The sequence below is a fragment of the Micromonospora sp. IBSANI012 genome (assembly GCF_052814045.1).
Genome location: NZ_CP199933.1, coordinates 3,272,848 through 3,298,810 on the forward strand (window position 1 = coordinate 3,272,848; position 25,963 = coordinate 3,298,810).

A 25,963-nucleotide genomic window follows, 5' to 3' on the forward strand; every position below is an offset into this window, starting at 1 on the left:
GTGCCGGTGACCGGGCAGGTGGGTGTGGCATGGTCGGCGACAGCACTGCCGGCCCGTCCGGAGCGGAGGCCGACATGGTGGTCAGTGTGCACTTAAGCTCGTTTTCCCGTCCTCTGGCAGGCCACGACGCGACTCTCGCGCCGCCCCCCACACATCAGCTCGGCATCACCCCACCGGCCATCACTCACAGTAACGAGCCGGTGCCTAGGTGATCGCCCTGGACAGGATTCCTGGGAACACCACAACTGTCAACAACACGACTCCACGCGCGGGTGTCCACAGCGGACAGTCGCCGCCGCCCGGCCTTACCGGCCAACGAAACCGGCCCGCCGACACCCGACGATCAGAATCGATACGCCGTGTCGCAGGCGCGCAGCGGCCAGCGCCGCGCGCCGTCCCCGGCCGCGACGCCACCTCAAGAGAGCAGATTCAGCCGGCCCGACGGCGCGCCCGACGCGCCGCCAACTCGTCGCCCACCGCATCCGACGCCGGCTCCGCGGGCTCCCCGCCACCAGGCGTCGCCGGCTCCGCCGGCAGGTGCGACAACGACCCCTGGATCTCCTTGAACGCGCCACCGATCGCGATGCCGAACACGCCCTGGCCGCCCTGCAACAGGTCGACCACCTCCTCCGGCGACCGGCACTCGTACACCGTCGTGCCGTCCGAGATCAGCGTGATCCCCGCCAGGTCCTCCACACCGCGCGACCGCAACGCCTCGATCGCCTTGCGGATGTTCTGCAGGGACACCCCGGCGTCCAGCAACCGCTTCACGACCTTCAACACCACCAGGTCGCGGAACGAGTACAACCGCTGCGTCCCCGACCCCGACGCGTCCCGCACACTCGGCACCACCAGCGCCGTCCGCGCCCAGTAGTCCAACTGCCGGTAGCTGATCCCCACCGCGTGGCAGGCCGTCACACCCCGGTAACCAACCGAACCGTCACCGTCCGTGCCCACCGGCGACGACACCACACCCGGCTCGCCCCGCTCCACACCTGGCTCAGGATCCCGCGGCTCGTGCATCCCGACAACCTCCCCGTCAGTGCGGTGACACGTCGTTTCCGGGACGTGCACCCCTCGACACGGCAACCCTATCGCCGCGCGCAGGGGTTACCACGGAGGAACGGTCGCGACACGCCGCGCAGCGACACCACGCACCACCACACACACCCGGGACGTCACCCACAGTGACGCCCCGACAGAAGATGACCGGGCCCCGACCCTCAGCCGGCGAAATCCTCCGGACGCACCTGGTCCAGGAACTCGCGGAACTTCTCCACCTCGTCCTCCTGCTCGTCGGGAATCACGATCCCCGCCTCGCTGAGGACCTGCTCGGCACAACGAATCGGAGCACCCACCCGCAACGCCAACGCGATCGAATCGCTCGGCCGGGCCGACACCCGCACGCCGTCCCCGATCAGCAGATCGGCGTAGAAGACGTTCTCCTTCAACTCGGTGATCTCCACCGCCCGCAACGGCGCCTTCAACGCCGCCAGCACGTCCCGCAACAGATCATGCGTCAACGGCCGGGCCGGCTTGACCCCCTGCTGCTCGTAAGCGATCGCCGTCGCCTCCACCGCACCGATCCAGATCGGCAGGTAGCGGTCCCCCTCGACCTCCCTGAGCAGGACGATCGGCTGGTTGCTGGGCAGCTCCACCCGAACTCCGACCACGCTCAGCTCGCGCACCGCCGCCTCCGTGTCGTTGTCACCTACGCCCGCACCGCGCCCTTCCCTGCACGGTACACGGACCGCGACACGGTCGTCCCATGCGCACCAGCACCACGCCCCGCGCCAGAAAAGGGGTTACCCCGGCAAGCCTACGACACGCTTCCCGGGGCAGATCTTTCCGCACGACACCTCGACGACCGGCTCACCGACCCAACGTCGAGCGCAACCCCACCCGCACCAACGCGGCATGCAACTGCTGCGACAACGCCATCAACTCCCGCGCCGTCTCCGCCGCCCGCGCCCGCGCCGCCGGATCACTCTGCCGCGCCAACGGCGCCACCAACTGAGCGAACAGACCGACCTCACGATCCGCCGCCGACCGGTACGCCCGCAGGTGCCGCGGCTCCAACCCGTACGCCGCCAGACCCGCCACCGCCCGCGCGATGATCAACGCGTCCGCGTCGTACCAACCCGGCGGATCCGACACCAGCACACCGAGGCGCTCCAACTCGGCCAACGTCGACTCGTCGACCCCGCTGTGCGCCACCAGATCCGCCCGCCCGAGCCGCACCTGCGACGACTCGGGCTCCTCCACCGCACGGCCCGGCACCTCACCACCCGGACCCACCGCCACCAACGTCGGCCGCTGCCGACCCGGGCCGTCAGGACCGGCGTCCCACTCGGCCAACTGATCACGGATCACCCGCAACGGCAGATACTGATCCCGCTGCGCGGTCAACACGAACCGCAGCCGGGCCACGTCGTCCCAGCTGTACTTCCGGTAACCCGCCGCCGTCCGCTGCGGCTCCACCAGACCCTCGGCCTCGAGGAACCGCAACTTCGAGATGGTGACGTCCGGGAACTCCACCCGCAACTGCCCCAGCACCTCGCCGATGCTCATCAGCGGATGCGCACGGGCCGCACCGGGCGGCGAGGAAGCCGCAGGCTCGTTCACCCCCGGCCGGCCTCCTCCTCCGGGCGCGGACCGGCGATGAACACCACCCGGAACTTGCCGATCTGCACCTCGTCACCATTGCTCAACGTGGCCGCCTCGACCCGCTCCCGGTTCACGTACGTGCCGTTGAGGCTGCCCACGTCCCGCACCGTGAACGTGCCACCGTCACGGTGGAACTCCGCGTGCCGCCGCGACACCGTCACGTCGTCGAGGAAGATGTCACTGTCCGGGTGCCGGCCACTCGTGGTCACGTCGTGGTCCAGCAGGAACCGGGCACCCGCGTTCGGGCCACGACGAACCACCAGCAACGCCATTCCCGGCGGCAACGAGCCGGACATCCGGCTCGGCACCACGTCGGTGTCCGGACCCTCCAGCACTTCGTCCAACGAACCGAGATTGAGCGTCGAAGTGACGTCGAGCGGGGGGAACTCGTCGCCTGGGCGCGTCATGGGACCACCTCACGGATCTGTTCGGTCAGCGTCGGGGTAATGGCGGGTCTGGCCGCCGGGCAGTCGCACACCCGGCGGCTGGCTCCCCGTGCCCGGGAAGGCAATTACACAACGCTCAACTATTGGGGTTCTCGGTCGACTGGGCGAGCCTAGCCAGCGCCGAAATGCAGGGCAACCGGACGCGCGGACAACACCCCCGCGCCCGGCCGGGGCAACACTCAGCTCTCGGTCAGCTCGCGGTACGCACCGGCGGTCAGCAAGCCGTCCAGCGCCGACGGATCATCCGGCGTGATCTCCAACAGCCAACCCGCACCGTACGGGTCCGTGTTGATCACCTCGGGCGTGTCGCCCAGCGCCTCGTTCCGCGCCGCCACCGTCCCGCTCACCGGGGCGTAGATCTCCGACACGCTCTTGGTCGACTCGATCTCACCCAGCGGCTCACCGGCCGCCACCACCGCACCCTCGTCGGGCAACTGGACGAACACGATGTCACCCAACGCGTCCTGCGCGAAGTGGGTGATGCCGACGCGGAGCGTGCCGCCGTCGGCGCCGACCACCCACTCGTGCTCGGCGGTGTAACGCAGATCCTCAGGAATCACCAGACGCGTCCTTCATCCATCGGTGCGCCGGAGGTGATCCGACGCGGCCGCGCCGGTCAGGAGACCGGACGGGCGTGTTCCAGCTTCATCGGCGCGTGCAGCGCCGAAACCTCGGCAACCCCACGCTCATCAACGTTCACGGTACCGCCGTCACCCGCGACCGATGCGGCCACCCCGCCCGGAATCTTCAGCGCCGTCTCCATCGTCTTCGGATCACCGATCACCGTGATCGTGAACGGACCCGACAACGAACGCCCGTCGACCACCAACGAGCCGCCCGGCCCGTCCAGGAAGTACGTCGACGCGATGATCCGCACCGGCGACCCGCCGCCGCTGCCGGAGATCTGCATCGCCTCCGCGCCCGCGCCCCGCAACTCCTGCACCGCGTCCAGGATCCGGTCCGCCCGGATCGGCTTGCCCGCACCCGGCCGGAACTCCACACTCAGCCCCGGACCCCGCGCCGGCAACGTCCCCGCCAGGATCCCCAGCTCGTCCGCCCGCCGCCGCGCCTCGTCCAACGCCGCCTGCCGACCCTGCTCACCCGAGCGCAACTGCCGCTGGCTCTCCTCCAGCGCCTCGATGTCCTGCTGGAGGCGCTTCTCCCGGGAATCCAGATCCGAGAAGATCCGGACCAGGTCCTCCTGGCGGGTCGCCGCCAGAGTCGGATCCGTCGACGTCGTCTTGAACTGGACCACCAGGGTGAACCCGAGCAACGCCAGCAACACCGCGATCATCACGCCCGCGGAGGTCCACCGGCGACCCGCCGGCACCGGGGCCGCCGGCTCCGGGTCGGCGCGCTCCGGGTCGGCCTCGGGCCGTTCCGGGTCCACCTCGGCGGGCGCCGGTGCGGCCTCGATCAGCTGCGTCTCGGCCTCCTCCGCCGGCGGCGACGCCGGCGGATCCTGCCGCGCCGGCTCCTGCGCCGGCGGCACCAACGGACTCAACTCGTCCGGATCCGGGGCGTCCGGCCGGGGATCCGGCTCACTTGCCGGCCCCGACGGCCGGCGCGGCTCCGCCGGCTCCGGCCATCCCGTCCCGGTGTCCCGCTGCTCGTCGCTCATCGCCACAAACCTACGCCCGGAACAGGTGACGACGGATCGCCGCCACGTTGCCGAAGATCCGCACCCCGAGCACGACCACCACACCGGTGGAGAGCTGACCGCCCACCCCCAGCTGGTCACCCAGGTACACGATCAGACCCGCCACCAGCACGTTCGAGATGAACGACACCACGAACTGCTTGTCGTCGAAGATCCGGTCCAGCTTCGCCCGCACCCCCCCGAACACCGCGTCCAGCGCCGCCACCACCGCGATCGGCAGATACGGCTGCAACGCGGCGGGCACGGTCGGGTCCAGATAGATCCCGAGAACCACACCGACGAGCAGCGCCAGCACCGCGATCATCGGACACCTCCGGAGGGGCGGGGGGACGTACCCGAACCGGACGGCCCGGGACTCGACGAACGGTCGCCCGAACCCGACGGCGACGGGCTCGGACTGACCGAAGGCTGCGCGTAGCGTAGCCGCGGCTCCGGCGCGGCCGGCAGGGTGAGGTCGTCCGCGTCCCGGACCTGGAAAGACAGTCCGGTCTCCTTCGCCACCCGCCGCATCAGGTACGCCGCCCGGCTCTCGTCGAACTTGTCGCGCATCGACCTCGGCCCGATCGCCGTCACCTCGTACGGGCTCGTCACCGGGCGGAAGTCCACCAGGATCGCCGCACCCGCCGACCGGATCGTCGACGTCGCCGTCAACCGCTGACCGTTGATCGCCACCGCCTCCGCCCCGGAGGCCCACAGGTCGTTGGCCACCTTCTGCAGGTCCGTGTAGATCACCCGGGGCGGACCCGCGTCCGAGTCACCGGAGACCGCGTCGTCGTCCTTCGGCTCCGCGTCGGCCAGCCGGACCACCACCCCGTCGCCCCGTACCCGGCCCAGGCCGGTCCCCGCCTCCAGGTTGCGCAACCGGGCCGCCTGCGAACCGCTCAGCGCGGCGTCGCGCTGCCGACCCACCTCCTCGCGCAGCCGGTCCGCGCGGGCGGTCATCTCGTCGGTCTCGCTCTCCCGCTGCTTGATCTGCGCGACCAGACCGGCCCGGGCCTGGCTGCGGCTCGGCTCATCCGCCATCGTCTCCCGGTAGGCCACCGCGAACAGGAAACCGACCACCGCTATCACCACGACGCTCACCGCGCGCGTGGACGCACCTCGCCACCCCGCCGGGGCCGGCGACTCCCGGCGCCGGGCGGCCGCGTCGGCGTAGCCCGGATCCAGCGGATTGCGGAACAGCTCGGTCAGGAAGTCGGGGGTGAACGCCCGGGTGGTACGCCCACCGGAGTCCGGCGGCGCGCTCATGCCGCCGCTCCCCCGGAGCGGGCCCGCACCGACCGGACCAGCCGGGCCGCCTGCACCACGTACATTGCGCCGGCCACCCAGTAGAGCACCAGGCCCCACCAGGCCAGACCCCAGCCGATCGCCCCGGCGGCGGTGGCCACCGACTCCGACGCGGTGCCCAGCAGCAGGATCGGGAAGGCGGCCAGCAGCAGGAAGGTGGCCGTCTTACCCACGTAGTGCACCGGCGGCGGGCCGTACCCGTGCCGGCGCAGCACCGCCAGCGAGCCGACCAGCAGCAGCTCCCGGGCCAGCAGCGCGGCCGTGAACTGCCACGGCACCACCTCGCGGGCGGTGAAGGCGAGCAGCGTCGCGAGGATGTAGAGCCGGTCGGCGAACGGATCGAGCAGCTCGCCGAGGCGGCTGACCTGGCCGAGGCGCCGGGCGATCCATCCGTCGACCCAGTCGGTGGTGCCGCCGACGGCCAGCACCACGATCGCCGCCACGTCGGCCTCCACCACCAGGAACAGGTAGAGGAACAGCGGGACGCCGAGCAGCCGGACGAAGCTGATCAGGTTCGGCACGGTCAGCACCCGGTCGCCGACCACGGTGCCGTCCGTGCCCTGCGGGTGCTCTGCCCGAGCCGGCCGACGCGACACCGAACCTCCTCCGCAGCACGGACCGGACGCCTCCTGGGCGCCTCGGCGGGACGTGCGCGCTGACGGGCCGGCCAGCGCCGGCGCCTCGGCGGCCCCGGGCTGGGGCCTCCCCTGATGCCGTCCCGGACGTGGTGGTCGCGGGCCGGCGAGTTGCCACTATATCGGGCTCACGTATCGGCCCTCGGGGCCCGCGCTCCCGTCGTTTCCGGCTGTTAGGTGTGTGGTGCGTCACCATATGTAGGGCATCCTAGGACACTAGTGGAGTGCCGCTGACTCCGTGCCTGGGTGAGGAGAGGTCAGGCGGTGCGCGCGGCGGTGGTGTCGGGCTGCGCCGACGCACCGGCCTCCACGGCCTGCGCGAAGGCCAGCAACGACAGCAGCAGGTCGTGCTGCGCCCGCGCTGGCATCCGGTCGAGGATCGCCTGCACGGCCTGGTGGCGCCGCTCCTTCAGCTCGCGCAGCAGGGTCTGGGCCGCGGCGGTGGGGACCAGCCGGACCTCCCGCCGGTCGCGCGGGTCGGCCACCCGGCGCAGCAGCCCGGTGGCCTCCAGCCGGTCGCAGAGCCGGCTGGCCGAGGAGGGTACGACGTCGAGCAGCTCCGCCAGCCGGTTCACGTTGGTGTCCGGCCGCGCGCTGATCAGGGCGAGCACCCGAAGCTGCGTCGGCGGGACGGTGACGTGGTGCCGCGAGGTGGCAGAGTCGAGCACACCGATCAGCGCCTCGGCGGCTGCATCGATCGCCGCGGCGAGGTTCGGAGGTCGCTCCACCCGGTGCCCCCTGCGATTGTTCCGCTCGTACCCGGCTGCCGGCCTGCTACCGCTCGCCACGACCGCTGACACCGACCCAGTCCAGACAGACGACGACGGCGTCGTCGCGTAGGTCCGCTTCGGCGTGATAGGCGAACAGTTCGCGCATCACGGTACCAACCGCCTCGGTCGCCGGCTGCAACCGCGTGGACCGCATGGACCGCGCCATCGCCCGCTCCCCGTACGCCTCCTGGCCGCCCGGCTGCGCGTCGTAGACGCCGTCGCTGACCACGAACAGCCGGTCCCCCGGCTCCAGGTCGAACTCCTGCACGTCGTAGCGCGTCTCGGCGAACATGCCCAGCGGCAGCTGGCGGTCCAGCTCGATCGGCGTCACCGTGGCGCCGCGGACCCGCAGCAGGTGCGGGGAACCCGCGTCCACCGCGCGTACCCGACCGGTGACGGTGTCGACCGTGAGCAGCAGCGTGGCCACGTGCCGCCGGCCGCGGTGCTGGTAGTGGATGGTGTCCGAGGCCAGCTCGGCCTGCTCCACCAGCCCGCCGCCGGAGCGCCGGGCGTTGCGCATCGCGTTGACGGTCAACGTGGTCAGCAGGGCGGCGGACATGCCCGTGCCGGTCCCGTTGAGCACGGTGACGGTGAGCCGGTCCCCGTCGACGGACCAGTCGAAGTGGTCCCCGCCCACGCCGTACGCCGGCTCCAACTGGCCGGCCAGCAGGAACGCGTGGTGCCGCACGCTGCGTCCGGGCAGCAGGTCCCACTGCATCTCGGCGGCCATGCTGAGCCGTTCCCGGCGGCGGGCCCGGCGGTACCGGTCGGTCTCCCGGTCGGCGGCGCGCAGCGCGGTGGCCAGCTCGTCGGCGACCTCGCAGATCGACGCCACCGTCTGCGCGTCCGCCGGCCCGGTCAGCTCGACCAGCAGCACGCCGAGCCGCTCCCCCCAGGCGGTCAGCGGCACCCAGACGCGGCAGTGCCCGTCGTCCCGGGCGTCGAGCACCGGCTGCTGGCTGCTGAAGCAGCGCTGCGCGACCCCCTGGCAGGCCAGGAAGCCGGCGTCCGGCAGGTCGGGGTCGAGCACCGGCCAGAGCCCGGTGATCCGGTAGTCGGCCAGGAACACGTCGGTGCGCGAGGCGGCGAGGCGCGACCGGACGACCTGGTCCGCGGCCTCCACCAGTTGATCCGGTGGGGCTGCGCGCAGCGCGCGGGACACCGCTGCGGGCACGTCCGGCATGTTCGTCCTCCAGAAATTCTTGCTGTAGGGCAAGCATCATACGGACGCGCGGGCCGGACGCCGCACCGGCCGGGTCAGTCGGTGGGCTTGCCGGCCAGCCCGCCGTGGAACGCGTCCGGCACCGCGGCCGGCTCGCCCCGGGGCCGCCACCGGGCCACCGGGAAGTGGTGCTCACCGCCCAACCAGAAGTCGATCATGCGGGCGGTGCTCGGCTGCTCCGGCTCGACCATCGACGGCGCTCCCTTCCGACGGGTGGGCGACAGCGTAGCGAGGCGACCGCCCTCGCGGTATCGCCCCGGCGACAGTCCCGGGGCCGCGATACTGGCCGCGGGCAGGAGGTGCGCGGCGGTGAACTCGGCGAGCGGCGCGGCGGTGGTGGTGGGCGTGGACGGCTCGGAGCCGGCGCTGCGCGCCGTCCGGCTCGCCGCGGCGGAGGCGGCCCGCCGGCACCGGCCGCTGCGGGTGGTGCACGGGTTCATCTGGCCGCTGCTGCGGGTGCCCGTGGACCCACTCGCCGACGCCCCGCCCGGCGGCGGCCTGCGCCACCAGGCGGAGGAACTCGTCGCGCGGGCGGTCGCCGAGGCGGAGGCGACCGCACCGGGGATCCGGGTGACCGGCGAGATCATCGACGGCGAGGCGTCGGCGGTGCTGCTCGGCGAGACACCCACCGCCGCACTGGTCGTGCTCGGTGACCGCGGGCTGGGCGGCTTCGGTGCGCTGGTCCTCGGCTCGGTGGCGGTGCAGGTCGCCACGTACGCGCAGTGCCCGGTGCTGGTGGCGCGCGGCGAGGAACACGGCGGCGGCCCGGTGGTGGTCGGGGTGGACGGCTCCTCGGCGGCCCGGGAGGCCGTGGAGTTCGCCGCCGAGCAGGCCGACATCCGGGGCGCCGCCCTGCACGCCGTGCACGCCTACCGCCACCCGGCCTCCGGCGGCCCCGGCGACATGCAGCCGCTGGTCTACGACGAGTCCGAACTGCGCGCCGAGGAGGACCGGGTGCTCGTCGAGGCCCTCGCCGGCATCGGCGAGCGGTACCCCGACCTGCCGATCACCCGCGAGGTGGTGCGGGACCGGGCGGTCGCCGCGCTCACCGCCGCGTCCCGCCGGGCGCTGCTGGTGGTGGTCGGCGGCCGGGGGCGCGGCGAGCTGGCCGGGCTGCTGCTCGGCTCGGTGAGCCACGGGATGCTGCACCGCAGCGCCTGCCCGGTTGCCGTGGTGCGTACCCCGGACTGAGCGGTTGACCCGCCGGCAGACGGGTAGACGACGCGGGTATGGCACGCGGTGACAGCGACCGAGGAGGCGGCGATGCCAGGACCACGGCCGGGAAGCAACGCGTACGACAAGGAACGCGCGCGCCTGCGCGACCTGATCGAGCAGTCGGGACGGGCGGCGGACCAGGAGGCCAACCAGGTCGCCAACCGGCTCCTGCAGGAGGAACGCGGCCAACGGGGCGTGGTCCGGGGGGAACGGACGTTCGGCCCGAAGGGTGAGCGCGAACCCGGCGACCCGAAGTGAGGGCTTCGGGTGTGGTCGACGGGGCGATCGCCGGCGCGGTCGGCAGCGCCGCGTTGAACGTGGTCAGCTACCTGGACGTAGCGGTCCGGGCCCGACCGACGAGCAGCACCCCGGAGGAGACCGTCGGACGGCTCGCCGGTCTCGCGCACCTGGACCTGGGCCCCGAGGACCGGGCGGCCAACCGCCGCTCGGGCCTCGGGGCCGTCCTCGGCTACGCCCTGGGTATCGGGGCCGGCGCCGTGTTCGGGATGCTCGCCGGCACCCGCCGGATGCCGCTGGCGGTGGCGACCGCGTTGCTCGGCGGCGCGGTGATGGCCACCACCGACGGCTCGCTGGCCGTGCTGCGGATCAGCGACCCGCGCACCTGGCGCCGGTCCGACTGGGTCGCCGACGTCGTGCCGCACGTGGCGTACGGAATGGCGGCCGCAGCCACCTTGAACCGGCTGCGGCCGCCCTCAACGCGGTGCGGTTAGCCCCGGTCGTCGCTCTCGTCGTCGGCGATCGGCTCACCGGCCGGGCCGTACGGCGACACCTGCCCCTTCGGCACCGTCCGCCCCACGTCCGCGTTGGACGTGCCCTTGTTCAGCGGATGCCCGCCCGCGTGCGTGGCGGTCTTCCGGCTGTCCGCACTGGTGGCGCCCTTGGCGTTGCGGCGGAACTCCATCTGCTGCGGGTTCACCACGGGTCTCTCCTTCCGACGGGGTGCACGACCGGCGGGCCGCGCACCCCGCGGCTTACCCGCCGCCGTGGCGCACATTCGACCGGCGGCGGCCCGGCTGATCCGCTACAGGGTGGGTACTGCACGGTGATGGGGGACGACCGACGGGTGGCCCGGGCCCTGCTGGACCGACAGGGGCGCACCTACGCCGAGGAGGCCGACATCCGGCTGACCGACCGGCCGGGACCGCTGTACCAGCTGCTGGTGCTGGCCACCCTGCTGAGCACCCGGATCCGGGCGGGGGTGGCGCTCGCCGCCGCGCGGGAACTCTTCGCCGCCGGCTGGCGCACCCCGCAGGCGATGGAGGCGGCGAGCTGGCAGGAGCGGGTCGACGCGCTGGGGCGCGGGCACTACCGCCGCTACGACGAGCGGACCGCCACGATGCTCGGCACCGGCGCCCGGCTCTGCCTGGACCGCTGGCACGGTGACCTGCGCCGGCTGCACCGGGAGGCCGACGGGCAGCCGACCGCGCTGCGCCGGCTCCTCACCGAGTTCCCCGGCATCGGTCCGACCGGCGCGGACATCTTCCTGCGCGAGGCGCAGGAGGTCTGGCCGGACGTACGCCCGTACGCCGACCGGCGGACCCTGACCGGGGCGAAGCGGCTCGGGCTGCCGGCGAACCCGCGCGGGCTGGCCGGCCTTGTCAGTGAGGCGGACTTCGGCCGGCTCGCCTCGGCGCTGGTCCGGGTGGCCCTCGGCGAGGAGTCCGCGGGCGAGGTCAGCCGGACGGCGGCGGCACGTTGAGCGTCACTTGACCGGCTTGTCCCCCGGCTTGGTCAGGTGCCACACCAGCAGCGCGGCGGCCAGGGCGAGCAGCACCACCCCGCCGGAGATCCCGCCGCCCTCATCGGGGCTGCGCCCGGTGGCGCCGAAGTAGATCACCGCCAGTCCGGCGAGCACCGCCAGGAACGTCCGCATTCCTCGGTCCTTCACGTTCCGCACGGTACGGCCGGTTCCGCCCCGGTACAGCGGTTTTCGCCGCCGGTAACCCGTCCGGGTCACTCCGCCCGGCCGCCGGCCGCCGGGCCGCGCAGCCGAACCCGCCGTACCGCCCGGTCGGCCACCTCGACCACCTCGACGATGAGTCCGGGCAGCCGCACCGACTCCCCCGGCCCGTCGGGCAGCCGGCCCAGGCCGGCCAGGACCAGTCCGGCGACGGTGGTGTAGTCGCGCGGCAGCGGGAAGGCCAGCCGCACCCCCACGTCGGCCAGGTCGTGCAGCGGGAAGTCACCGGGGAGCACCAGTGCCCCGTCCGCCTCCCGCAGCACCCCGGAGACGTCCCGGTCGGTCTCGTCGTACAGCTCGCCGACCACCTCCTCCAGCAGGTCCTCCATGGTGATCAGGCCGTCGATGCCGCCGTACTCGTCGACCACCAGGGCGAGCTGTTCGTGGCGTTGCCGCAGCTGGCGCATGGCGTCGGCGACCGGCAGCGTGCCGGGCAGCAGCAGCGGACGGCGGGCCCGCTGGCCGGCCGTGTCGCCGTGGCCGTCGACCAGGTCGCGGATGTGCACCATGCCCCGGACGTCGTCCAGCCCGCCCGGCCCCACGACCGGGGCGCGGGAGCGCCCGGTGGCGGCCATCCGGCGCATCGCCTCCGCCGCCGACAGCGAGGCGGGCAGCACCGTCACGTCCCGTCGGGGGACCAGGATCTCCCGCAGGGTACGGCCGGCGATGTCGAACGCCCCGGACAGGATCTCCCGCTGCTGCGCCGACAGCCCCCGCTGGCTGACCAGCATCTCCCGCAGCTCCTCCTCGGTCACCTCCTGCCGCCGGGCCCGCGGGTCCCCGCCGGAGAGCCGGACCAGCAGGTCGGTGGCGCGGCTGAGCAGCCAGACCGCCGGCCGGGACAGCCGGGCCAGCACGTCCAGCGGGGGTGCGCTCAGCAACGCCCACCGCTCCGCCCACTGCATCGCCAGCCGTTTCGGGGCCAGCTCCCCGACGACCAGGGTGACGAAGGTCAGCACCACGGTCACCAGCACCACGGCCACCGGCCGGGCCGCGGCGCCGAGGAAGCCGAGCGGGCCGACAAGCGGCTGGGCCAGCGAGACGGCGGCGGCCGCCGAGGCGAGGAACCCGGCGAGGGTGATGCCGAGCTGGATGGTGGCCAGGTAGCGGTTGGGTTCCCGGGCCAGCCGGGCCAGCCGCGCTCCGGCCCGACCGGAGCGGCCCAGCTGGCGTAGCTGCGCCTCCCGCAGCGTCACCAGCGCCATCTCGCTGCCGGACAGGGCGGCGTTGATCAGCACCAGCACGGCCACCAGCGCGAGCTGCCCGAGCATGCCACCCCCTCCCCCGCCACTTGGCCCCTACTCAACCGCAGCGGCGCCGCCGGGGAGGTCGGGTCAGTCGTTTTCCAGGTCGTCGAGGGAGATGGCGTGGGTCATCAGCCAGCGGGCCAGCGCAGACATGCCGAACAGCCACAGTGGGGCCGACTCGGTGGTGCCGTTGGTGGCGAAGATCGCGAACCGCAGGTCCGGCGCCCGGTACGCCTCGATCCGCCAGCGGTGGTTCTTGTCCCGCCAGACCGCCGATGGGTCCATGGCGTCACGGTAGGCGACCCGGCGCCCGTCCCGGTGCGGCTTCCGGCCAGCCCGCAGCGTGACGTTGCGAAGGTCAGGACGGCAGGCCGACCACCTCGCGGGCGTCGTCGGGCAGCCGGCGGGTGGCGCCGCGCCGGTCCAGCAGCTCCAGCAGCGGCACGGCGACCCGGCGGGTGGTGTCCAACGCCTGCCGGGCGGCGCTGAGCGTGAACGGCTGCGGCAGGCCGGCCAGCACCCGGACCGCGTCGTCGAGCGCGCCGGGCAGCAGCACCACGTTCTCCGCCAGCCGCAGCAGCGCCCCGGCGCGCACGGCAGCGCCGATCTCCCGGGGGCCCAGGCCGAGGGTGGCGAGACGGTCCGCCTCGGGGGCACGGAACGGGTGGTCGGCGTACTCGGCGCGGACCCGCTGCACGGCCCGGGCCACCGGTGCGGGCAGCGCGTCGACCTCGGCGGCGGTGACCCGGCCGGCGCGCAGCGCCAGCGGCGGGCGGACCAGGGCCTCGACCAGCGCGCGGTCGGGCAGGTCGAGGCGCCGGCGCAGCACCTCCACCGGGACGCCCGGGTCGAGGGGGTGCTCGCGCGCGTACCGGGTGGTCTCCTCGGCCAGCCGGGTGGCCAGCCGCCGCCAGTGCTCGGGGTCGGCGAGCCAGTCGCCGGCGACCGGGGCGACGGTGGCCGGCACCCCCATCCGGGTCAGCTCCCCGGCGCGGACCAGGGCCCGGCGGCGCAGCTCCCCGGCGAGGTCGGGCCGCCCGTCGAGGTCGGCGAGGACGGCCGCCCGGGCCGCGGCGGCGCCGCGTCGGCGCAGGGGCGGTGGGGCCACGTCCAGCACCGTCACCCCGCCGCTGACGTGGTGCCGTCCGGGGTCGCGCAGCAACGCCCGGTCGCCGACGAGCAGCGGCAGCGGCCGGGCCAGCCGCAGCCGGACGGTGTCGTGCCCGAGCGGGCGGACCCGGGCCGGCACGGCCGCCGAGCCGACGTGCAGGGTGAGGGTGGCGGGCAGGTCGGCGGCCGGGTCGCCGGCCAGCCGGACGTCGAGCAGGTCGGTGAGCCGGAACCGGCCGGGGGTGAGCAGCGCGTCGCCGCGGCCCAGCCGGTCCTTCGCCACGCCCCGCAGGTTGACCGCGACCCGGGCCACCGCGTCCACCCGGTCGTGGGCGGCGCCGAGGGAGTGCAGGCCGCGTACCCGGACCGGCTCACCGGTGGCGGCCAGCTCCAGCTGGTCGCCGATCCGCAGCCGGCCGCCGCCGAGGGTGCCGGTCACCACGGTGCCGCTGCCCCGGATGGTGAAGGACCGGTCCACCCAGAGCCGCACCGGCACGTCCGGCGCGGGCGCCGGCAGGCGGGCGACCAGCCGGTCCAGGGCGGCGCGCAGCTCGGGCAGGCCCGCGCCGGTGACCGCGCTGACCGGTACCGCCTCCACCGCGCCGAGGCTGGTGGCGGCGAGCTCCGCCCGGGCCCGGGCCAGCGCGGGCGCCGGGTCGGCCAGGTCCGCGCGGGTCACCGCCAGCAGCCCGTACGACACCCCGAGCGCGTGCAGCGCGGCCAGGTGCTCGGCGGACTGCGGCATCCAGCCCTCGTCGGCGGCGACGACGACCAGCGCGGCCGGGACGGGCCCGACGCCGGCGAGCATGTTCGGCACGAAGCGCTCGTGGCCGGGCACGTCAACGAAGGCGATGGTGCCGCCGGCGGGCAGCGTGGTCCAGGCGAAGCCGAGGTCGATGGTCATGCCCCGGCGGCGTTCCTCGGCCCACCGGTCGGGTTCCATCCCGGTCAACGCCCGGACCAGGGTCGACTTGCCGTGGTCGACGTGCCCGGCGGTGGCGACGACGTACATGTCAGCCGGCCGCCGGGACCCGCAGCACCGCGGCGCGCAGGGTGTCGTCGGCGGCCGGGGGGACGCAGCGCAGGTCCAGCAGGAGGCGGCCGCGCAGCACCCGGCCGAGCACCGGCGGCGCGCCGAGGCGCAGCGGCCCGGCGTACGCCTCGGGCAGGCTCAGCGCCCACGAGTCCAGCACGACGCCGGGTGCGCCGCCACCGCCGACCACGGCGCTGCTCGGCACCACCTCGGCTTTGCAGCCGTCGGCGCCGAGCGCGTCGCGCAGCCGTTCGGCCCGCTCCCGTAGCACGGCGGGGTCGGCGTGCAGGGCGGACCGGGTGGGGGTGTCCGGGCCGTGCAGGGTGGCCGCCAGGGCGGCGAGGGTGAGCTTGTCGACCCGCAGCGCGCGGGCCAGCGGGTGCCGGCGCAGCCGCTCGACCAGCGCGGCGTCGCCGAGCAGCAGCCCGGCCTGCGGCCCGCCGAGGAGCTTGTCGCCGCTGGCGGTGACCAGTGCCGCGCCGGCCCGCAGGGTGCTGGCGGCGTCCGGCTCGTCGGGCAGCAGCGGGTCCGGCGCGAGGAGCCCGGAGCCGATGTCGGCCACCACCGGCACGCCCAGGGTGGCAAGCGCGCGGACCGGCACGGCCGAGGTGAAGCCGGTGACCAGGAAGTTCGACGGGTGCACCTTCAGCACGAAGCCGGTCGCCGGGCCGATCGCCGCCGCGTAGTCGGCCAGCGTGGTGCGGTTGGTGGTGCCGACCTCCCGCAGCCGGGCGCCGGTGCTCTCCAGCAGGTCCGGCAGGCGGAACCCGTCGCCGATCTCCACCAGTTCGCCCCGGCTCACCACGATCTCCGCGCCGGCGGCCAGGGCGGTGGCCGCGAGGACCAGCGCGGCGGCGCCGTTGTTCACCACGTGCACGGCCGCCGCGTCCGGCACCGCGGCGGCGAGCGCGTCGAGGGCGTCGCGTCCCCGTCGGGCGCGCCGTCCGGTGCGCAGGTCCAGCTCCACGTCCGTGTGCCCGGCGGCGGCGGCGACCGCCGCGACGGCGGCCGCCGACAGTGGCGCCCGGCCGAGGTTGGTGTGCAGCACGACGCCGGTGGCGTTGAGCACCGCGCGGGGCGCCGGCGCGGGCAGCGCGGCGAGGACGTCGTCGGGTACCTGTTCGGGGGTGATGTCGCCGCGGCGGGCGCGCTCCTGGGCGCGGCCCACGGCGGCCTTGACCCGGTCGCGGCCGAGGGTGGCGACCGCCGCGGCCAGGCGCGGGTCGGCGAGCAGGGTGTCGGTGCGCGGCACCCGCCGTCGTGGGTCGGCCGGCGCCTCGCCCATGCGCGTCATCTCTCTCGAGCGGTTTGGCGGAGACGGACGGGAATCGAACCCGCCTGACCCGGGTCCCGGGCCACACCGGTTTTGAAGACCGGGAGGGGCACCAGCCTCCTGAACGCCTCCGTCCAGGAGTCAACCACAGCCCCCGACCCGCCGCGCGGCGAGCCTCAGCCTTCGCCGGCCTCCCGGCGGCGCACCCGCTCCCGCTGCGGCACGACCGTGTACTTCGGATCGCGGGCCGAGGCGACGCCACCGTGGAAGATGCCGAACCGGGTGGCCACCGACGCGGCGAGCAGCGCCGCGCCGGAGAGCGCGGAGATCACCCGGCTGCGCCGGCCGACCAGCGCCCCGGCCACCCCGGCGGCGGTCAGCGCCCGCCCGGCGCGCAGCAACCGGCCGGCCCGGCCCGTCCGGTACGGCTCGCTGAGCAACCCGAGCCGGGTCTCCACCGAGTGCGAGCCGAGCAGTTCCAGCACCGCGCCGGCCACGGCCATCCGCCGCGCCGGGCCGGCCTGCGCGCACGGCGCGGCGATCAACCCCACGCCGGCGCCGCTGGCCAGCGCGCTGCCCGCGAAGATGGTCGGCAGTTCCGGGTACGCCTCGTGCCAGGACGGCACCGCCGTCCCGGCCAGCAGCACCCCGGTGTACGTGGCCAGGGCCGGCGCGGTGGCGGCGGCGGCCAGCCCGGCGGCCTGCCCGACGGGGGGCAGCACCCGGCGGGCCAGCCCGAGCACGCCCCGTTCGGGGAGCCAGGGCGCCGCCTCGGCGATCGCGGCCACGCCGGCGGCCGGCCCGAAGGCGCTCAGGATCCAGGTGCCCACCGACATCGGCGAGGTCGGCTTCGCGACCCGCAGCATGTGGTGGAAGCGGGACGGCCGCCCCAGGTCGTGGATCAGGAAGTACGCGCTGGCGGTGACCGCGCCCAGCGCGGTGACCCGGCCGGCGCGGCGCAACGCCGGGCGGCCGGTGAGCTGCCCGCCGGCGGCCAGCAGCGACGAGCCGGCGGCCAGGCCCCCGGTGAACAGGTACGCGGCGATGTCCCACCGCCACACCGGCGCCTTGAGGATCGGCCGGCCGTAGTACGAGGTGAACTTGGCCTCCGGCACGCGCAGCTCTTCGCCGCCGCGCCCGGCCCGCCTGCGGCGAGTTTTGCGATCGACCGGCGCGACGTCGCGGGGCGGGTGCGGGGCGAGGCGCACCTCGGCGGCTCCCGAGTCGGTACGGGCCAGGTCGGCCCCCACGCCGATCTTCGGCCCGTGGCCGCCCTGGTGGCCGGGGCCGCCGAGGCGGCCCGGTCCCTGCGTCTCCAGCCGGTCGCGGAAGCGACGGAACAGTGAGCCGACGGGTGCGCGGTCCGGACTCACGACGAACCTCCGACGAACGCGGCGACGGCGGCCGCCGTCATGGCCAGCGCGGCCAGCCCGGCCCGCTTCCACATCTTCGGCAGGTCGCGGGTGGTCACCACCGGGTCCGGCGGCAGGCCGTACACCTCGGGCTCGTCGAGCAGCAGGAAGAACGCGCCGTCACCGCCGACGCCGTCGGTGGGGTCGTTGCCGTAGAGCCGCGCCTCCGGCACCCCCCGCTCGTGGAGCTGGGCCACCCGCCGCGCGGCCCGCTCCCGCAGCTCGTCGAGCGGGCCGAACTGGATCGACTCGGTGGGGCAGGCCTGCGCGCAGGCGGGCGTCATGCCCGCGCCGAGGCGGTCGTAGCAGAGCGTGCACTTCCACGCCCGGCCGTCCCCCTTACGCTGGTCGATCACCCCGTACGGGCAGGCGGAGATGCAGTAGCCGCAGCCGTTGCAGATGTCCTCCTGGACCACCACCGTGCCGAACTCGGTGCGGAACAGCGAGCCGGTCGGGCAGACGTCCAGGCAGGCGGCGTGGGTGCAGTGCTTGCAGACGTCCGACATCATCAGCCAGCGGAAGTCGGTGCGCTCCTCGACGCCGGTGGACCGGCCGGGCGGCTGCGAACCGGGCATGCCGAGGAACTGGCCGCCCGTACCTGTGCCGTTGCCGCGATCGGCGACGGTGGCCGGTGCCGCGGCGCCATCGGCGGCCATCCGGGCGGCGGCGGAGGCCGAGCCCGGCGGCACGCCCGGGTCGGTGCCGGTCGGGTTGCCGGTGCCGGCGGCGACGGCCGCCGAGGAGGCGCTGACCGACCCGTCGGTCGGGATGTCGGCGAACGGCGGGGTGCGATGCCCGGCCGGGACTGGCTGCTCGACGAAGGCCACGTGCCGCCAGGAGTTGGCGGTCAGCGCGCCGGTGTTGTCGTACGACATGCCGAGCAGGTCGAAACCGGAGTCCGGTACCCCGTTCCACTCCTTGCAGGCCACCTCGCACGCCTTGCAGCCGATGCAGACGCTGGTGTCGGTGAAGAAACCCACCCGCGGGCCGGCGTCGACCCAGCCGGCGTCCGGGGCGGGGTCGAGGGGGCCGTAGAGGCTGTTGGCTTCAGGCATCGTCGACATCCTCCCCCGCGGCGGACGCCGGCGCAGGAGGGTGCACACCGTCGGTCACCGTGGGCGCCGATCGTCCCGGCACGATCCCGGCCCGCCGCTGGTAGTCGGCGACCAGGTCCCGCAGGGCCGGCCCGGTCGGCCGCCGCCCGGGCCGCACGTCGCAGGTGCCGACCTTGCTCTCCTGAATCAGTACGTTCGGGTCCAGGGTGATGCCGAACAGGTCGTTGGCCGAGTCGCCGGTCACCAGGCCCTCGAAGCCGAAGTGGTACGGCAGCCAGATCTGGTGGATCACCCGGCCGTCCACCCGCAGCGGGGTGAGCCGGTCGGTGACCAGCACCTTCGCCTCGATCACCGCCCGGCCGCTGACCAGGTGCGCCCAGCCCAGGTGGGCCAACCCGACCTCGGCGGCCAGCTCCGGCGACACCTCGACGAACATCTCCGGCTGCAACTCCGCCAGCGGCCGCACCGTCCGGCTCATCGCGCCGGCCGTGTGGTGCTCGGTCAGCCGGCTCACCGTGAACACGTACGGGAAGACCTGGCTGTGCTCCTCGGGCGGACTCGGGTTCACCGAGTTCACCGGGTGGGCGTAGACCTTCCGGGTCGGGTTGGCCTGCTGACCGTAGAGCGGGTTGCGCAGCGGCGACTCGGCCGGCTCGAAGTGCGTCGGCAGCGGGCCGTCGAGCACCCCGCTCGGCGCGTACAGCCAGCCCTTGCCGTCGGGCTGCATGACGAACGGGTCGTCACCGGCGATTCCCGCCGGCCCGGACGCGCCCTCCGGCGGCCGGTACGTCGGCGGCTTGGTCTTCTCGAAGTCCGGCACGTCGTAGCCGGTCCACTCGCCGGCGTCCGGGTCCCACCAGACGTAGCGCTTGCGCTCGCTCCACGGGCGGCCCTGCGGGTCGGCCGAAGCACGGTTGTACAGGGTGCGGCGGTTCGCCGGCCAGGCCCACCCCCACTCGGCGGCCACCCAGTCCTGCTCGTGCCGGGACTTGCGCCGGGCGGCCTGGTTGACCCCGTCGGCGTAGACGCCCGTGTAGATCCAGCAGCCGATGGCGGTGGACCCGTCGTCCTTGGCCTCGGCGAACGCGGACAGCGGGCGGCCGGTCGCCACGTCGTACCCGTTGATCTCGCGCAGCACCGCCTCGGCGCTGGGCTCGGCGTGCGGACCGTGCGTGGGATAGTCCCAGGTCAGGTCGAGCAGCGCTCGGTCCCGCGGCTGGTCCGAGTCGGCCAGCTTCTCCCGCAGCCGACGGCCCAGGTGGTAGAAGAACCACAGCTCGGAGCGGGCGTCGCCCGGCGGGTCGAGCGCCTTCTCCCGCCACTGCAACAGTCGCTGCGTCTGGGTGAAGGTGCCCTCCTTCTCCACGTGCGAGGCGGCCGGCAGGAAGAACACCTCGGTGCGGCACTCCTCCGGCACGATCTCGCCGGTGGCGACCTCCGGGCCGTTCTTCCAGAAGGTCGCACTCTCGATCATGAACAGGTCGCGGACGACCAGCCAGTCGAGGTTGGCCATGCCGAGGCGCTGCGCGCGGCCGTGGGCGGAGCCGACCGCCGGGTTCTGGCCGAGCAGGAGGTAGCCCTTGACCTTGCCGTCGATCATGTTCAGCACCTGCTGGTAGGTGCCGTGGTCGCCGGTCATCCGGGGCAGGTACCCGTAGCAGAAGTCGTTCTCCGGCGTCGCCGCGTCACCCCAGTACGCCTTGAGCAGGCTCGCCCCGAAGGAGCGCGCGTTGCCCCAGAAACCCTTCTGGCCGGGGTGCCGGATGCTGTCCACCCACTGGTCGAAGGTCGGGTGGTCGGCGTGGTGCGGCATCGGCAGATAGCCGGGGAGCAGGTTGAACAGCGTCGGGATGTCGGTCGAGCCCTGGATGCTGGCGTGCCCGCGCAGGGCCAGGACGCCGCCGCCGGGCCGACCCATGTTGCCCAGCAGGAGCTGGATGATCGCGCCGGTGCGGATGTACTGCACGCCGACGCTGTGCTGCGTCCAGCCCACCGAGTAGATGAGCACCCCGGTGCGCTCCCGCCCGGAGTTCTCCGTCCAGGCGCGAGCCAGCTCCAGGAACTTCTCCTGCGGAATGCCGCAGACCCGCTCCACCATCTCCGGCGTGTAGCGGGCGAAGTGCCGCTTGAGGATCTGGTAGACGCAGCGCGGATGCTGCAACGTCTCGTCCCGCGGCACCTGACCGGCGACCTGCGCGCCGTGCGACTCGTGCCGCATCCCCGCCGCGCTGTCCCGCTCCTTGGCGGTGTGCCCACTGCCGGAGGTGCCCTCGTGGCCCTCGTACTGCCAGCTGTCCTGCACGTAGCTGCTGGTCTCCGGATCGAACCCGGAGAAGAAGCCGTCACCGTCCTCGGCGTCGACGTACCGCTCGCTGACGATGGTGGCGGCGTTCGTGTACGCCAACACGTACTCCCGGAAGTCGAGCTCGTTCTCCAGGATGTAGCGCACCACCCCGCCGAGCAGCGCGATGTCGGTGCCCGCCCGGATCGGCAGGTACGTGTCGGCCACGGCGCTGGTCCGGGTGAACCGGGGATCGACGTGGAAGACCTTGGCGCCGCGTCGCTTGGCCTCCATCACCCACTGGAAGCCCACCGGGTGGGCCTCGGCCATGTTCGAGCCCTGGATGACGATGACGTCAGCGTTGGCGACGTCCTGCTGGAAGTCCGTCGCGCCACCGCGACCGAAGCTGGTCCCCAGACCGGGGACGGTGGCGGAGTGTCAAATACGCGCCTGGTTCTCGATCTGGAGCGCCCCCATCGCCGTGAACAGCTTCTTGATGAGGTAGTTCTCCTCGTTGTCCAGCGTCGCCCCGCCCAGGCTGGAGATGCCCAGCGTCCGGTTGAGCGGCCGGCCCTCGCTGTCGACGTCCTCCCAGGTCTCCTCGCGGGCGGCGAGGATCCGGTCGGCGATCATGTCGAGCGCGGTGTCGAGCTCCAGGTCCTCCCACTCGGTGGCGTACGGCCGGCGGTAGCGGACCGTGGTCTGCCGCAGCGGGCTGGTCACCAGGCTCTTGCTGGCCGAACCCTTCGGGCAGAGCCGGCCGCGGGAGATCGGACTGTCCGGATCGCCCTCGATCTGGGTGACCCGACCGTCGGTGACGAACACCCGCTGGCCGCAGCCCACCGCGCAGTACGGGCAGACCGAGCGGGCCATGCTGTCGGCCGTCTCGGTGCGCGCGGTCAACTCGGCGGAGCGGTCGGACTGCGCGGCGGCGCCCCGACCCAGCGGGTCGGTGCCGGTGAGCTGCCGGTAGACCGGCCAGCCCTGGAGGAAGGTACGGACGCCCACGCTCGGTACCTCCTCCCCGACGCCGCGGAAGCTGACCTTCTGAACATAGGGCAGGACGGCAGCGTCCGCGAGGGGAGCTCGGCGATCCCTCCCATGGGTACGAAACAGCGCCGCCCCCGGCCCTGGTGGGTCGGGGGCGGCGCTGGGGTGTCGGTGTGCAGGTCGCCTCTCGGCGAGTGGCACGACGCGGCTCCAGCCGAACGGTATTCCGCGAAGGCAATTTAGGTGAGGCCCGGGGACACTGGACACACCGACACCTGACTCAACAGGCTACCCGCTCCGGGTCTTCCACCCGCTCTGGTGACGCGTGCCACTGCTTGTTTCGGCCGTTCGCGGGCCAAACGCCGCTGGCCGGCACCCCGTTCGGGGTGCCGGCCAGCGTGATGGTTCAGGTGGGTCAGCTGTTCCAGTGCTTGGCGACGAGGTCGGCGGCCTGCTGCTCCCACTGGGCGTAGTGGTCCGGGTAGGCCGAGACCTGCACGGTCTGGGCGGCCTTGGTCAGCGGCATGTCCTTCCAGCCGTCGACCTGCTTCAGACCCTTCAGGAACGCCATCGTGGAGTACTCCGGGTCGGTGATCTGCTCGACCGTGCCCCAACCCGAGGACGGACGCTGCTGGAACAGACCCTGCGAGTCGTAGTCGTTGCGCTCACCCAGGTGACCCAGGTTCTCCAGCTTCGACTCCTGCAGCGACGTGGCGATCGCGACCACGGCGGCCCGCTCGTCCATGCCCGACTTCTTCGTCGCCGCGATGATCGCCTTCACGTTCTTCGTCTGCTCGCTGTCCAGGTCGATACGCGACTGCTTGCCCTGCACACCGTGCGGGATCAGCTTGCCCTCGTCCACACCCGGCTTGTCGGCCTGCACCACCGCAACCGACTTCGCCTCGGCCGCCGGGGCGGCGTGGGCCTCGGTCACGGGGCCGGCGAAAACGCCACCGGCGAAAGCCAGACCAGCAATACCCAGCACGCTCTTACGCAGAATGGTGGTGTTCATCAGAGTGGCTCCATTCGGGGGTTGGCACCCAGGCTCGATGGGGGTCGAGCGGGCACAAGCACCACGACGGCGCTCAAAGATCAAGGGGAAAGTCTTCGCCCGGCAGGCTTCGCGAGCGGGGGGGGGCTCACGGCGCCGGGTCCATGTGTAACGACCGGCGGCCCACCATCATTCCGGGGGTCCGGCATCCCGGGCGACCCATGTGATCGGGCCAGGCCAGCGGGGTGCTGCTGCGATCGTCCAGGTGATGTAACGACCCCGGCCCGGCCACCATTCCGGCGTGAGGGTGCCGCCGGTCACGGGACGACCCGACACTGGCTGGCCCAGACCCGGACATCCGCGCACGCCCAGCGGACTCGGTAACCGGACATCCGGCACGGCGAGGCCAACCCAGACTGCGGTCCGGGCACGCCGATCCGGGCCGGAACCGGACATCCCGACACGGCGAGGGACCGGAACGGGACAACCCCCGCGCATGCCGCCCTCAGTTCGCGGCTGCCTGCACTCACGGCAACCGGCACGGGCCGCCTCCCCGGGCGCACACGGTTTGCAGCGTGTCGCGCGATCCCGCGCCCACGTCCCCGCGACACACCGCAGTCGGCGGAGGCGACGGGTCGACAACGGGCTGGGCGGGGCGGTTCGCGTACCCGAGCAGGGGCAGCCCTGGGCGAAGCGGGCGGTGAGAGCAGGGGCGCGGGACGGGGGGAAATGGGCGGAGGGCGGAATGCGGGCGGCCTGGTCGGCTGCGCGGAGCGGAGTCGGCGTTACCCTGACACCATGCAGGCCGTCGTCAGCACCGCGCCCCACCTGGCCCGCCCGGGCCGTCCCGCCGTGGTGGCGCGCACCCTGGCGGAGCTGGCCGGCCCCACCCGGGGGGTGGTGGAGCTGCCGGTGCGGTTGATGTGGAACGCCGACCGGACGTTCGACCTGGGCGACCCGGACCAGCTGCTCTGGATGTACGAGAACGTGCTGCGGGAGACCACCCGCACCGAGGACCTGCGGTACCTGATCAACGGCCGGACGCTGCGGCGGGTGTGGCGGCGGCTGAACCTGCCCCGGGGCGTCCGGCAGGCGTGGGAGAGCCGGCACCGGGGTCTGCGTACCGCGTGAGCGGCCCCCACCTGCACGAGTTCTACCGGGAGGTCGCCCGGGTGGCGCTCACGGCGGCCGGGCCGCACCGGTTCGTGCTCGGCGGCGGGGTGGCCTGGGCCGCGCACGGGCTGGTCACCCGCCCCACCGAGGACGTCGACCTGTTCGCCGACGTGGAGGGCGCCGCGGCGGCCGCCGCTGCGGAGGTGCGGGCGGCGCTGGAGCGCGCCGGGTTCGAGGTGGCCGACGCCGACCCGGACAGCGACCTGGGCGGGCTGTTCGACGGCTTCGACCGGGACATGAAGGACTTCGTGGTCACCCGCGGCCCGAGGCGGATCCGGCTGAGCCTCGCCCGGCTCGACCGGTACCGCTCCCCCGTGGTGATGGACTTCGGCCCGGTGATGGACGTCCGCGACCTGGTGGCGAACAAGACCGCCGCGCTGGTCAACCGGCGCGAGGTCCGCGACTACATCGACGTGTCGGCGGCGCTGGACCACTACCCGGTGGCCGAGCTGCTGGCGCTGGCCCGGCAGGTCGATCCGGCGCTGGACGACGACGACGTCCGGGAGGCGGGCCGCTACCTGGACCGGGTGCCGGACCAGCGGTTCACCCGCTACGGCCTGGACGCGCCGCGGATCGCCGAGGTCCGTCGCCGGCTGGCCGCCTGGCCCCGCTGACCGCCGCGACGGCCGGCGGGGCGCGCCGCGCTCACTTGGTGAAGCGGCCGCCGGTCACGCCGAGGATCTCGCCGGTGACGTAGCTGGACTCCTGCGAGGCGAAGAAGACGTACGCGGGGGCGAGCTCCGCCGGCTGGCCGGGTCGTCCCATCGGGGTGTCCGTGCCGAACTGCTTGACCTTCTCCTGCGGCATGGTGGCCGGGATGAGCGGCGTCCAGATCGGGCCGGGGGCCACCGCGTTGACCCGGATGCCCTGCTCGGCCAGCTGCGCCGCGAGCCCCTTGGTGAAGTTGGCGATCCCCGCCTTGGTGGTGGCGTAGTCGAGCAGCTGCGGGGACGGGTCGTAGGCCTGGATCGACGTGGTGTTGATGATCGTGGAGCCGCCGACCAGGTGCGGGATCGCCTCCTGGCACAGCCAGAACATGGCGTACAGGTTGGTCTTCAGGACCCGGTCGAACTGGGCGGTGCTGATGCCGGCGATGCCGTCGTCCTGGGACATCTGGTAGGCGGCGTTGTTCACCAGGATGTCGATGCCGCCCAGGTCGGCCAGGGTCCGCTTCACCAGCTCCCGGCAGCCCGCTTGCCGGTCAGCCGGTCGCTGCCCCGGTACGACTCCTCGCCGTGGTCGGGCTTCGGGCCCATCTCGCGGGTCGAGCCGGGCGCGGACTGCTGCTGGGCGGGCTGGCCCTGCTGCTGGCCGTACTGCTCGGTGGGGTCCTGCTGGGTGTACTGGTCCTCGCTCACCGGTGCTCCTCCGGGGTAGTTCGTCCGGCCTTCTGCTCGTCTGCCCTACCCGGCGGTCCGGGCGGGAAACGAGGGCGACGGCTGCCCCGGATGACCTCGGTGTTACGCCACGGTGGCCGGCGGCGCTGGTGGGGTGGAACACCTCGGGCCGCTGTGG

General features: G+C 73.7%; 28 protein-coding genes, 1 tRNA gene and 1 pseudogene. 6 read left to right on the forward strand and 24 right to left on the reverse strand.

From position 1 onward, the window contains the following. Window positions 1-429: 429 nt before the first annotated feature. From ACTWM8_RS15075 to ACTWM8_RS15130, 12 genes are all read right to left on the reverse strand, one after another. Window positions 430-1,023 (reverse strand): MerR family transcriptional regulator, encoded by a 594-nt coding sequence (locus ACTWM8_RS15075; protein ID WP_280840264.1) that lies wholly within the window; start codon window positions 1,021-1,023, stop codon window positions 430-432. 200 nt (window positions 1,024-1,223) lie between these two features. Beyond that, complete coding sequence (locus ACTWM8_RS15080; RefSeq protein WP_200214433.1) at window positions 1,224-1,688, reverse strand: bifunctional nuclease family protein; 465 nt, start codon at window positions 1,686-1,688, stop codon at window positions 1,224-1,226. Window positions 1,689-1,872: 184 nt separating this feature from the next. Further along, entirely contained in the window at window positions 1,873-2,571 is a 699-nt protein-coding gene (gene ftsR / locus ACTWM8_RS15085) for a transcriptional regulator FtsR (protein WP_446214389.1), read from the reverse strand. Window positions 2,572-2,621: 50 nt separating this feature from the next. Then, on the reverse strand, window positions 2,622-3,074 hold the full coding sequence (gene odhI, locus ACTWM8_RS15090) for an oxoglutarate dehydrogenase inhibitor Odhl (protein WP_088962138.1): 453 nt from the start codon (window positions 3,072-3,074) through the stop codon (window positions 2,622-2,624). Window positions 3,075-3,292: 218 nt separating this feature from the next. Then, entirely contained in the window at window positions 3,293-3,673 is a 381-nt protein-coding gene (gene gcvH, locus ACTWM8_RS15095) for a glycine cleavage system protein GcvH (protein ID WP_088962137.1), read from the reverse strand. 56 nt (window positions 3,674-3,729) lie between these two features. Further along, the gene (locus ACTWM8_RS15100; RefSeq protein WP_446214390.1) at window positions 3,730-4,734 is read right to left on the reverse strand and encodes a DUF881 domain-containing protein; all 1,005 of its coding nucleotides are present in this window, start codon (window positions 4,732-4,734) and stop codon (window positions 3,730-3,732) included. A 10-nt stretch (window positions 4,735-4,744) separates the two neighbouring features. Further along, on the reverse strand, window positions 4,745-5,077 hold the full coding sequence (locus ACTWM8_RS15105; RefSeq protein ID WP_446214391.1) for a small basic family protein: 333 nt from the start codon (window positions 5,075-5,077) through the stop codon (window positions 4,745-4,747). Then, window positions 5,074-6,021, reverse strand: coding sequence for a DUF881 domain-containing protein (locus ACTWM8_RS15110; protein WP_446214392.1), 948 nt, complete (start codon window positions 6,019-6,021; stop codon window positions 5,074-5,076). The genes ACTWM8_RS15105 and ACTWM8_RS15110 overlap by 4 nt, the downstream gene beginning before the upstream one ends. Then, window positions 6,018-6,656: a CDP-alcohol phosphatidyltransferase family protein gene (locus ACTWM8_RS15115; protein WP_446214393.1), complete on the reverse strand. Its 639-nt coding sequence runs from the start codon at window positions 6,654-6,656 to the stop codon at window positions 6,018-6,020. The genes ACTWM8_RS15110 and ACTWM8_RS15115 overlap by 4 nt, the downstream gene beginning before the upstream one ends. A gap of 296 nt (window positions 6,657-6,952) precedes the next feature. After that, window positions 6,953-7,423 (reverse strand): MarR family transcriptional regulator, encoded by a 471-nt coding sequence (locus tag ACTWM8_RS15120; RefSeq protein ID WP_446214394.1) that lies wholly within the window; start codon window positions 7,421-7,423, stop codon window positions 6,953-6,955. 46 nt (window positions 7,424-7,469) lie between these two features. Further along, entirely contained in the window at window positions 7,470-8,648 is a 1,179-nt protein-coding gene (locus ACTWM8_RS15125; RefSeq protein WP_446214395.1) for a PP2C family protein-serine/threonine phosphatase, read from the reverse strand. A 74-nt stretch (window positions 8,649-8,722) separates the two neighbouring features. Then, a complete protein-coding gene (locus ACTWM8_RS15130) occupies window positions 8,723-8,878 on the reverse strand; it encodes a hypothetical protein (protein WP_446214396.1) in 156 nt (51 codons plus the stop codon). Between the two features lie 118 nt (window positions 8,879-8,996). Between ACTWM8_RS15130 and ACTWM8_RS15135 the strand changes: the two genes are divergently transcribed. From ACTWM8_RS15135 to ACTWM8_RS15145, 3 genes are all read left to right on the forward strand, one after another. Then, window positions 8,997-9,878: a universal stress protein gene (locus ACTWM8_RS15135; RefSeq protein ID WP_446214397.1), complete on the forward strand. Its 882-nt coding sequence runs from the start codon at window positions 8,997-8,999 to the stop codon at window positions 9,876-9,878. A gap of 72 nt (window positions 9,879-9,950) precedes the next feature. After that, window positions 9,951-10,160 carry a phosphatidylethanolamine-binding protein gene (locus tag ACTWM8_RS15140; RefSeq protein ID WP_446214398.1) on the forward strand — a complete coding sequence of 70 codons (210 nt, stop codon included), beginning with the start codon at window positions 9,951-9,953 and terminating at the stop codon, window positions 10,158-10,160. Beyond that, window positions 10,157-10,633, forward strand: coding sequence for a hypothetical protein (locus tag ACTWM8_RS15145; protein ID WP_446214399.1), 477 nt, complete (start codon window positions 10,157-10,159; stop codon window positions 10,631-10,633). The genes ACTWM8_RS15140 and ACTWM8_RS15145 overlap by 4 nt, the downstream gene beginning before the upstream one ends. On the opposite strand, the gene ACTWM8_RS15150 is transcribed toward ACTWM8_RS15145, so the two are convergent. After that, complete coding sequence (locus ACTWM8_RS15150) at window positions 10,630-10,842, reverse strand: hypothetical protein (protein WP_446214400.1); 213 nt, start codon at window positions 10,840-10,842, stop codon at window positions 10,630-10,632. The genes ACTWM8_RS15145 and ACTWM8_RS15150 overlap by 4 nt on opposite strands. 126 nt (window positions 10,843-10,968) lie before the next feature. On the opposite strand from ACTWM8_RS15150, the gene ACTWM8_RS15155 reads away from it, so the two are divergent. Further along, window positions 10,969-11,622 (forward strand): hypothetical protein, encoded by a 654-nt coding sequence (locus tag ACTWM8_RS15155; RefSeq protein WP_446214401.1) that lies wholly within the window; start codon window positions 10,969-10,971, stop codon window positions 11,620-11,622. 3 nt (window positions 11,623-11,625) lie between these two features. Here ACTWM8_RS15155 and ACTWM8_RS15160 read toward each other — a convergent pair whose 3' ends face one another. The 10 genes from ACTWM8_RS15160 to ACTWM8_RS15205 form a co-directional block, all read right to left on the reverse strand. Beyond that, the gene (locus ACTWM8_RS15160) at window positions 11,626-11,811 is read right to left on the reverse strand and encodes a hypothetical protein (protein ID WP_446214736.1); all 186 of its coding nucleotides are present in this window, start codon (window positions 11,809-11,811) and stop codon (window positions 11,626-11,628) included. Between the two features lie 65 nt (window positions 11,812-11,876). Further along, window positions 11,877-13,154 (reverse strand): hemolysin family protein, encoded by a 1,278-nt coding sequence (locus ACTWM8_RS15165; RefSeq protein ID WP_446214402.1) that lies wholly within the window; start codon window positions 13,152-13,154, stop codon window positions 11,877-11,879. Between the two features lie 63 nt (window positions 13,155-13,217). Then, the gene (locus tag ACTWM8_RS15170) at window positions 13,218-13,415 is read right to left on the reverse strand and encodes a hypothetical protein (protein ID WP_088962125.1); all 198 of its coding nucleotides are present in this window, start codon (window positions 13,413-13,415) and stop codon (window positions 13,218-13,220) included. Between the two features lie 73 nt (window positions 13,416-13,488). Continuing rightward, a complete protein-coding gene (gene selB, locus ACTWM8_RS15175) occupies window positions 13,489-15,252 on the reverse strand; it encodes a selenocysteine-specific translation elongation factor (RefSeq protein ID WP_446214403.1) in 1,764 nt (587 codons plus the stop codon). Window position 15,253: 1 nt separating this feature from the next. Beyond that, on the reverse strand, window positions 15,254-16,558 hold the full coding sequence (gene selA, locus ACTWM8_RS15180) for an L-seryl-tRNA(Sec) selenium transferase (RefSeq protein ID WP_446214404.1): 1,305 nt from the start codon (window positions 16,556-16,558) through the stop codon (window positions 15,254-15,256). Between the two features lie 24 nt (window positions 16,559-16,582). After that, window positions 16,583-16,678 (reverse strand) — tRNA-Sec (locus ACTWM8_RS15185). 44 nt (window positions 16,679-16,722) lie between these two features. Then, complete coding sequence (gene nrfD, locus ACTWM8_RS15190; RefSeq protein WP_446214563.1) at window positions 16,723-17,754, reverse strand: NrfD/PsrC family molybdoenzyme membrane anchor subunit; 1,032 nt, start codon at window positions 17,752-17,754, stop codon at window positions 16,723-16,725. A gap of 161 nt (window positions 17,755-17,915) precedes the next feature. Continuing rightward, window positions 17,916-19,013 carry a 4Fe-4S dicluster domain-containing protein gene (locus ACTWM8_RS15195; protein WP_446214405.1) on the reverse strand — a complete coding sequence of 366 codons (1,098 nt, stop codon included), beginning with the start codon at window positions 19,011-19,013 and terminating at the stop codon, window positions 17,916-17,918. After that, on the reverse strand, window positions 19,006-22,302 hold the full coding sequence (gene fdh, locus ACTWM8_RS15200) for a formate dehydrogenase (protein WP_446214406.1): 3,297 nt from the start codon (window positions 22,300-22,302) through the stop codon (window positions 19,006-19,008). The genes ACTWM8_RS15195 and fdh overlap by 8 nt, the downstream gene beginning before the upstream one ends. A 397-nt stretch (window positions 22,303-22,699) precedes the next feature. Then, on the reverse strand, window positions 22,700-23,296 hold the full coding sequence (locus ACTWM8_RS15205; RefSeq protein WP_446214407.1) for a hypothetical protein: 597 nt from the start codon (window positions 23,294-23,296) through the stop codon (window positions 22,700-22,702). 777 nt (window positions 23,297-24,073) lie between these two features. Here ACTWM8_RS15205 and ACTWM8_RS15210 point away from each other — a divergent pair. Further along, window positions 24,074-24,406 carry a hypothetical protein gene (locus ACTWM8_RS15210; protein ID WP_446214408.1) on the forward strand — a complete coding sequence of 111 codons (333 nt, stop codon included), beginning with the start codon at window positions 24,074-24,076 and terminating at the stop codon, window positions 24,404-24,406. Beyond that, entirely contained in the window at window positions 24,403-25,062 is a 660-nt protein-coding gene (locus ACTWM8_RS15215) for a nucleotidyl transferase AbiEii/AbiGii toxin family protein (protein WP_231925054.1), read from the forward strand. The genes ACTWM8_RS15210 and ACTWM8_RS15215 overlap by 4 nt, the downstream gene beginning before the upstream one ends. A gap of 31 nt (window positions 25,063-25,093) precedes the next feature. Here the strand turns inward: ACTWM8_RS15215 and ACTWM8_RS15220 are convergent. Then, window positions 25,094-25,806, reverse strand: a pseudogene (locus tag ACTWM8_RS15220) (SDR family oxidoreductase). Window positions 25,807-25,963 lie beyond the last annotated feature (157 nt).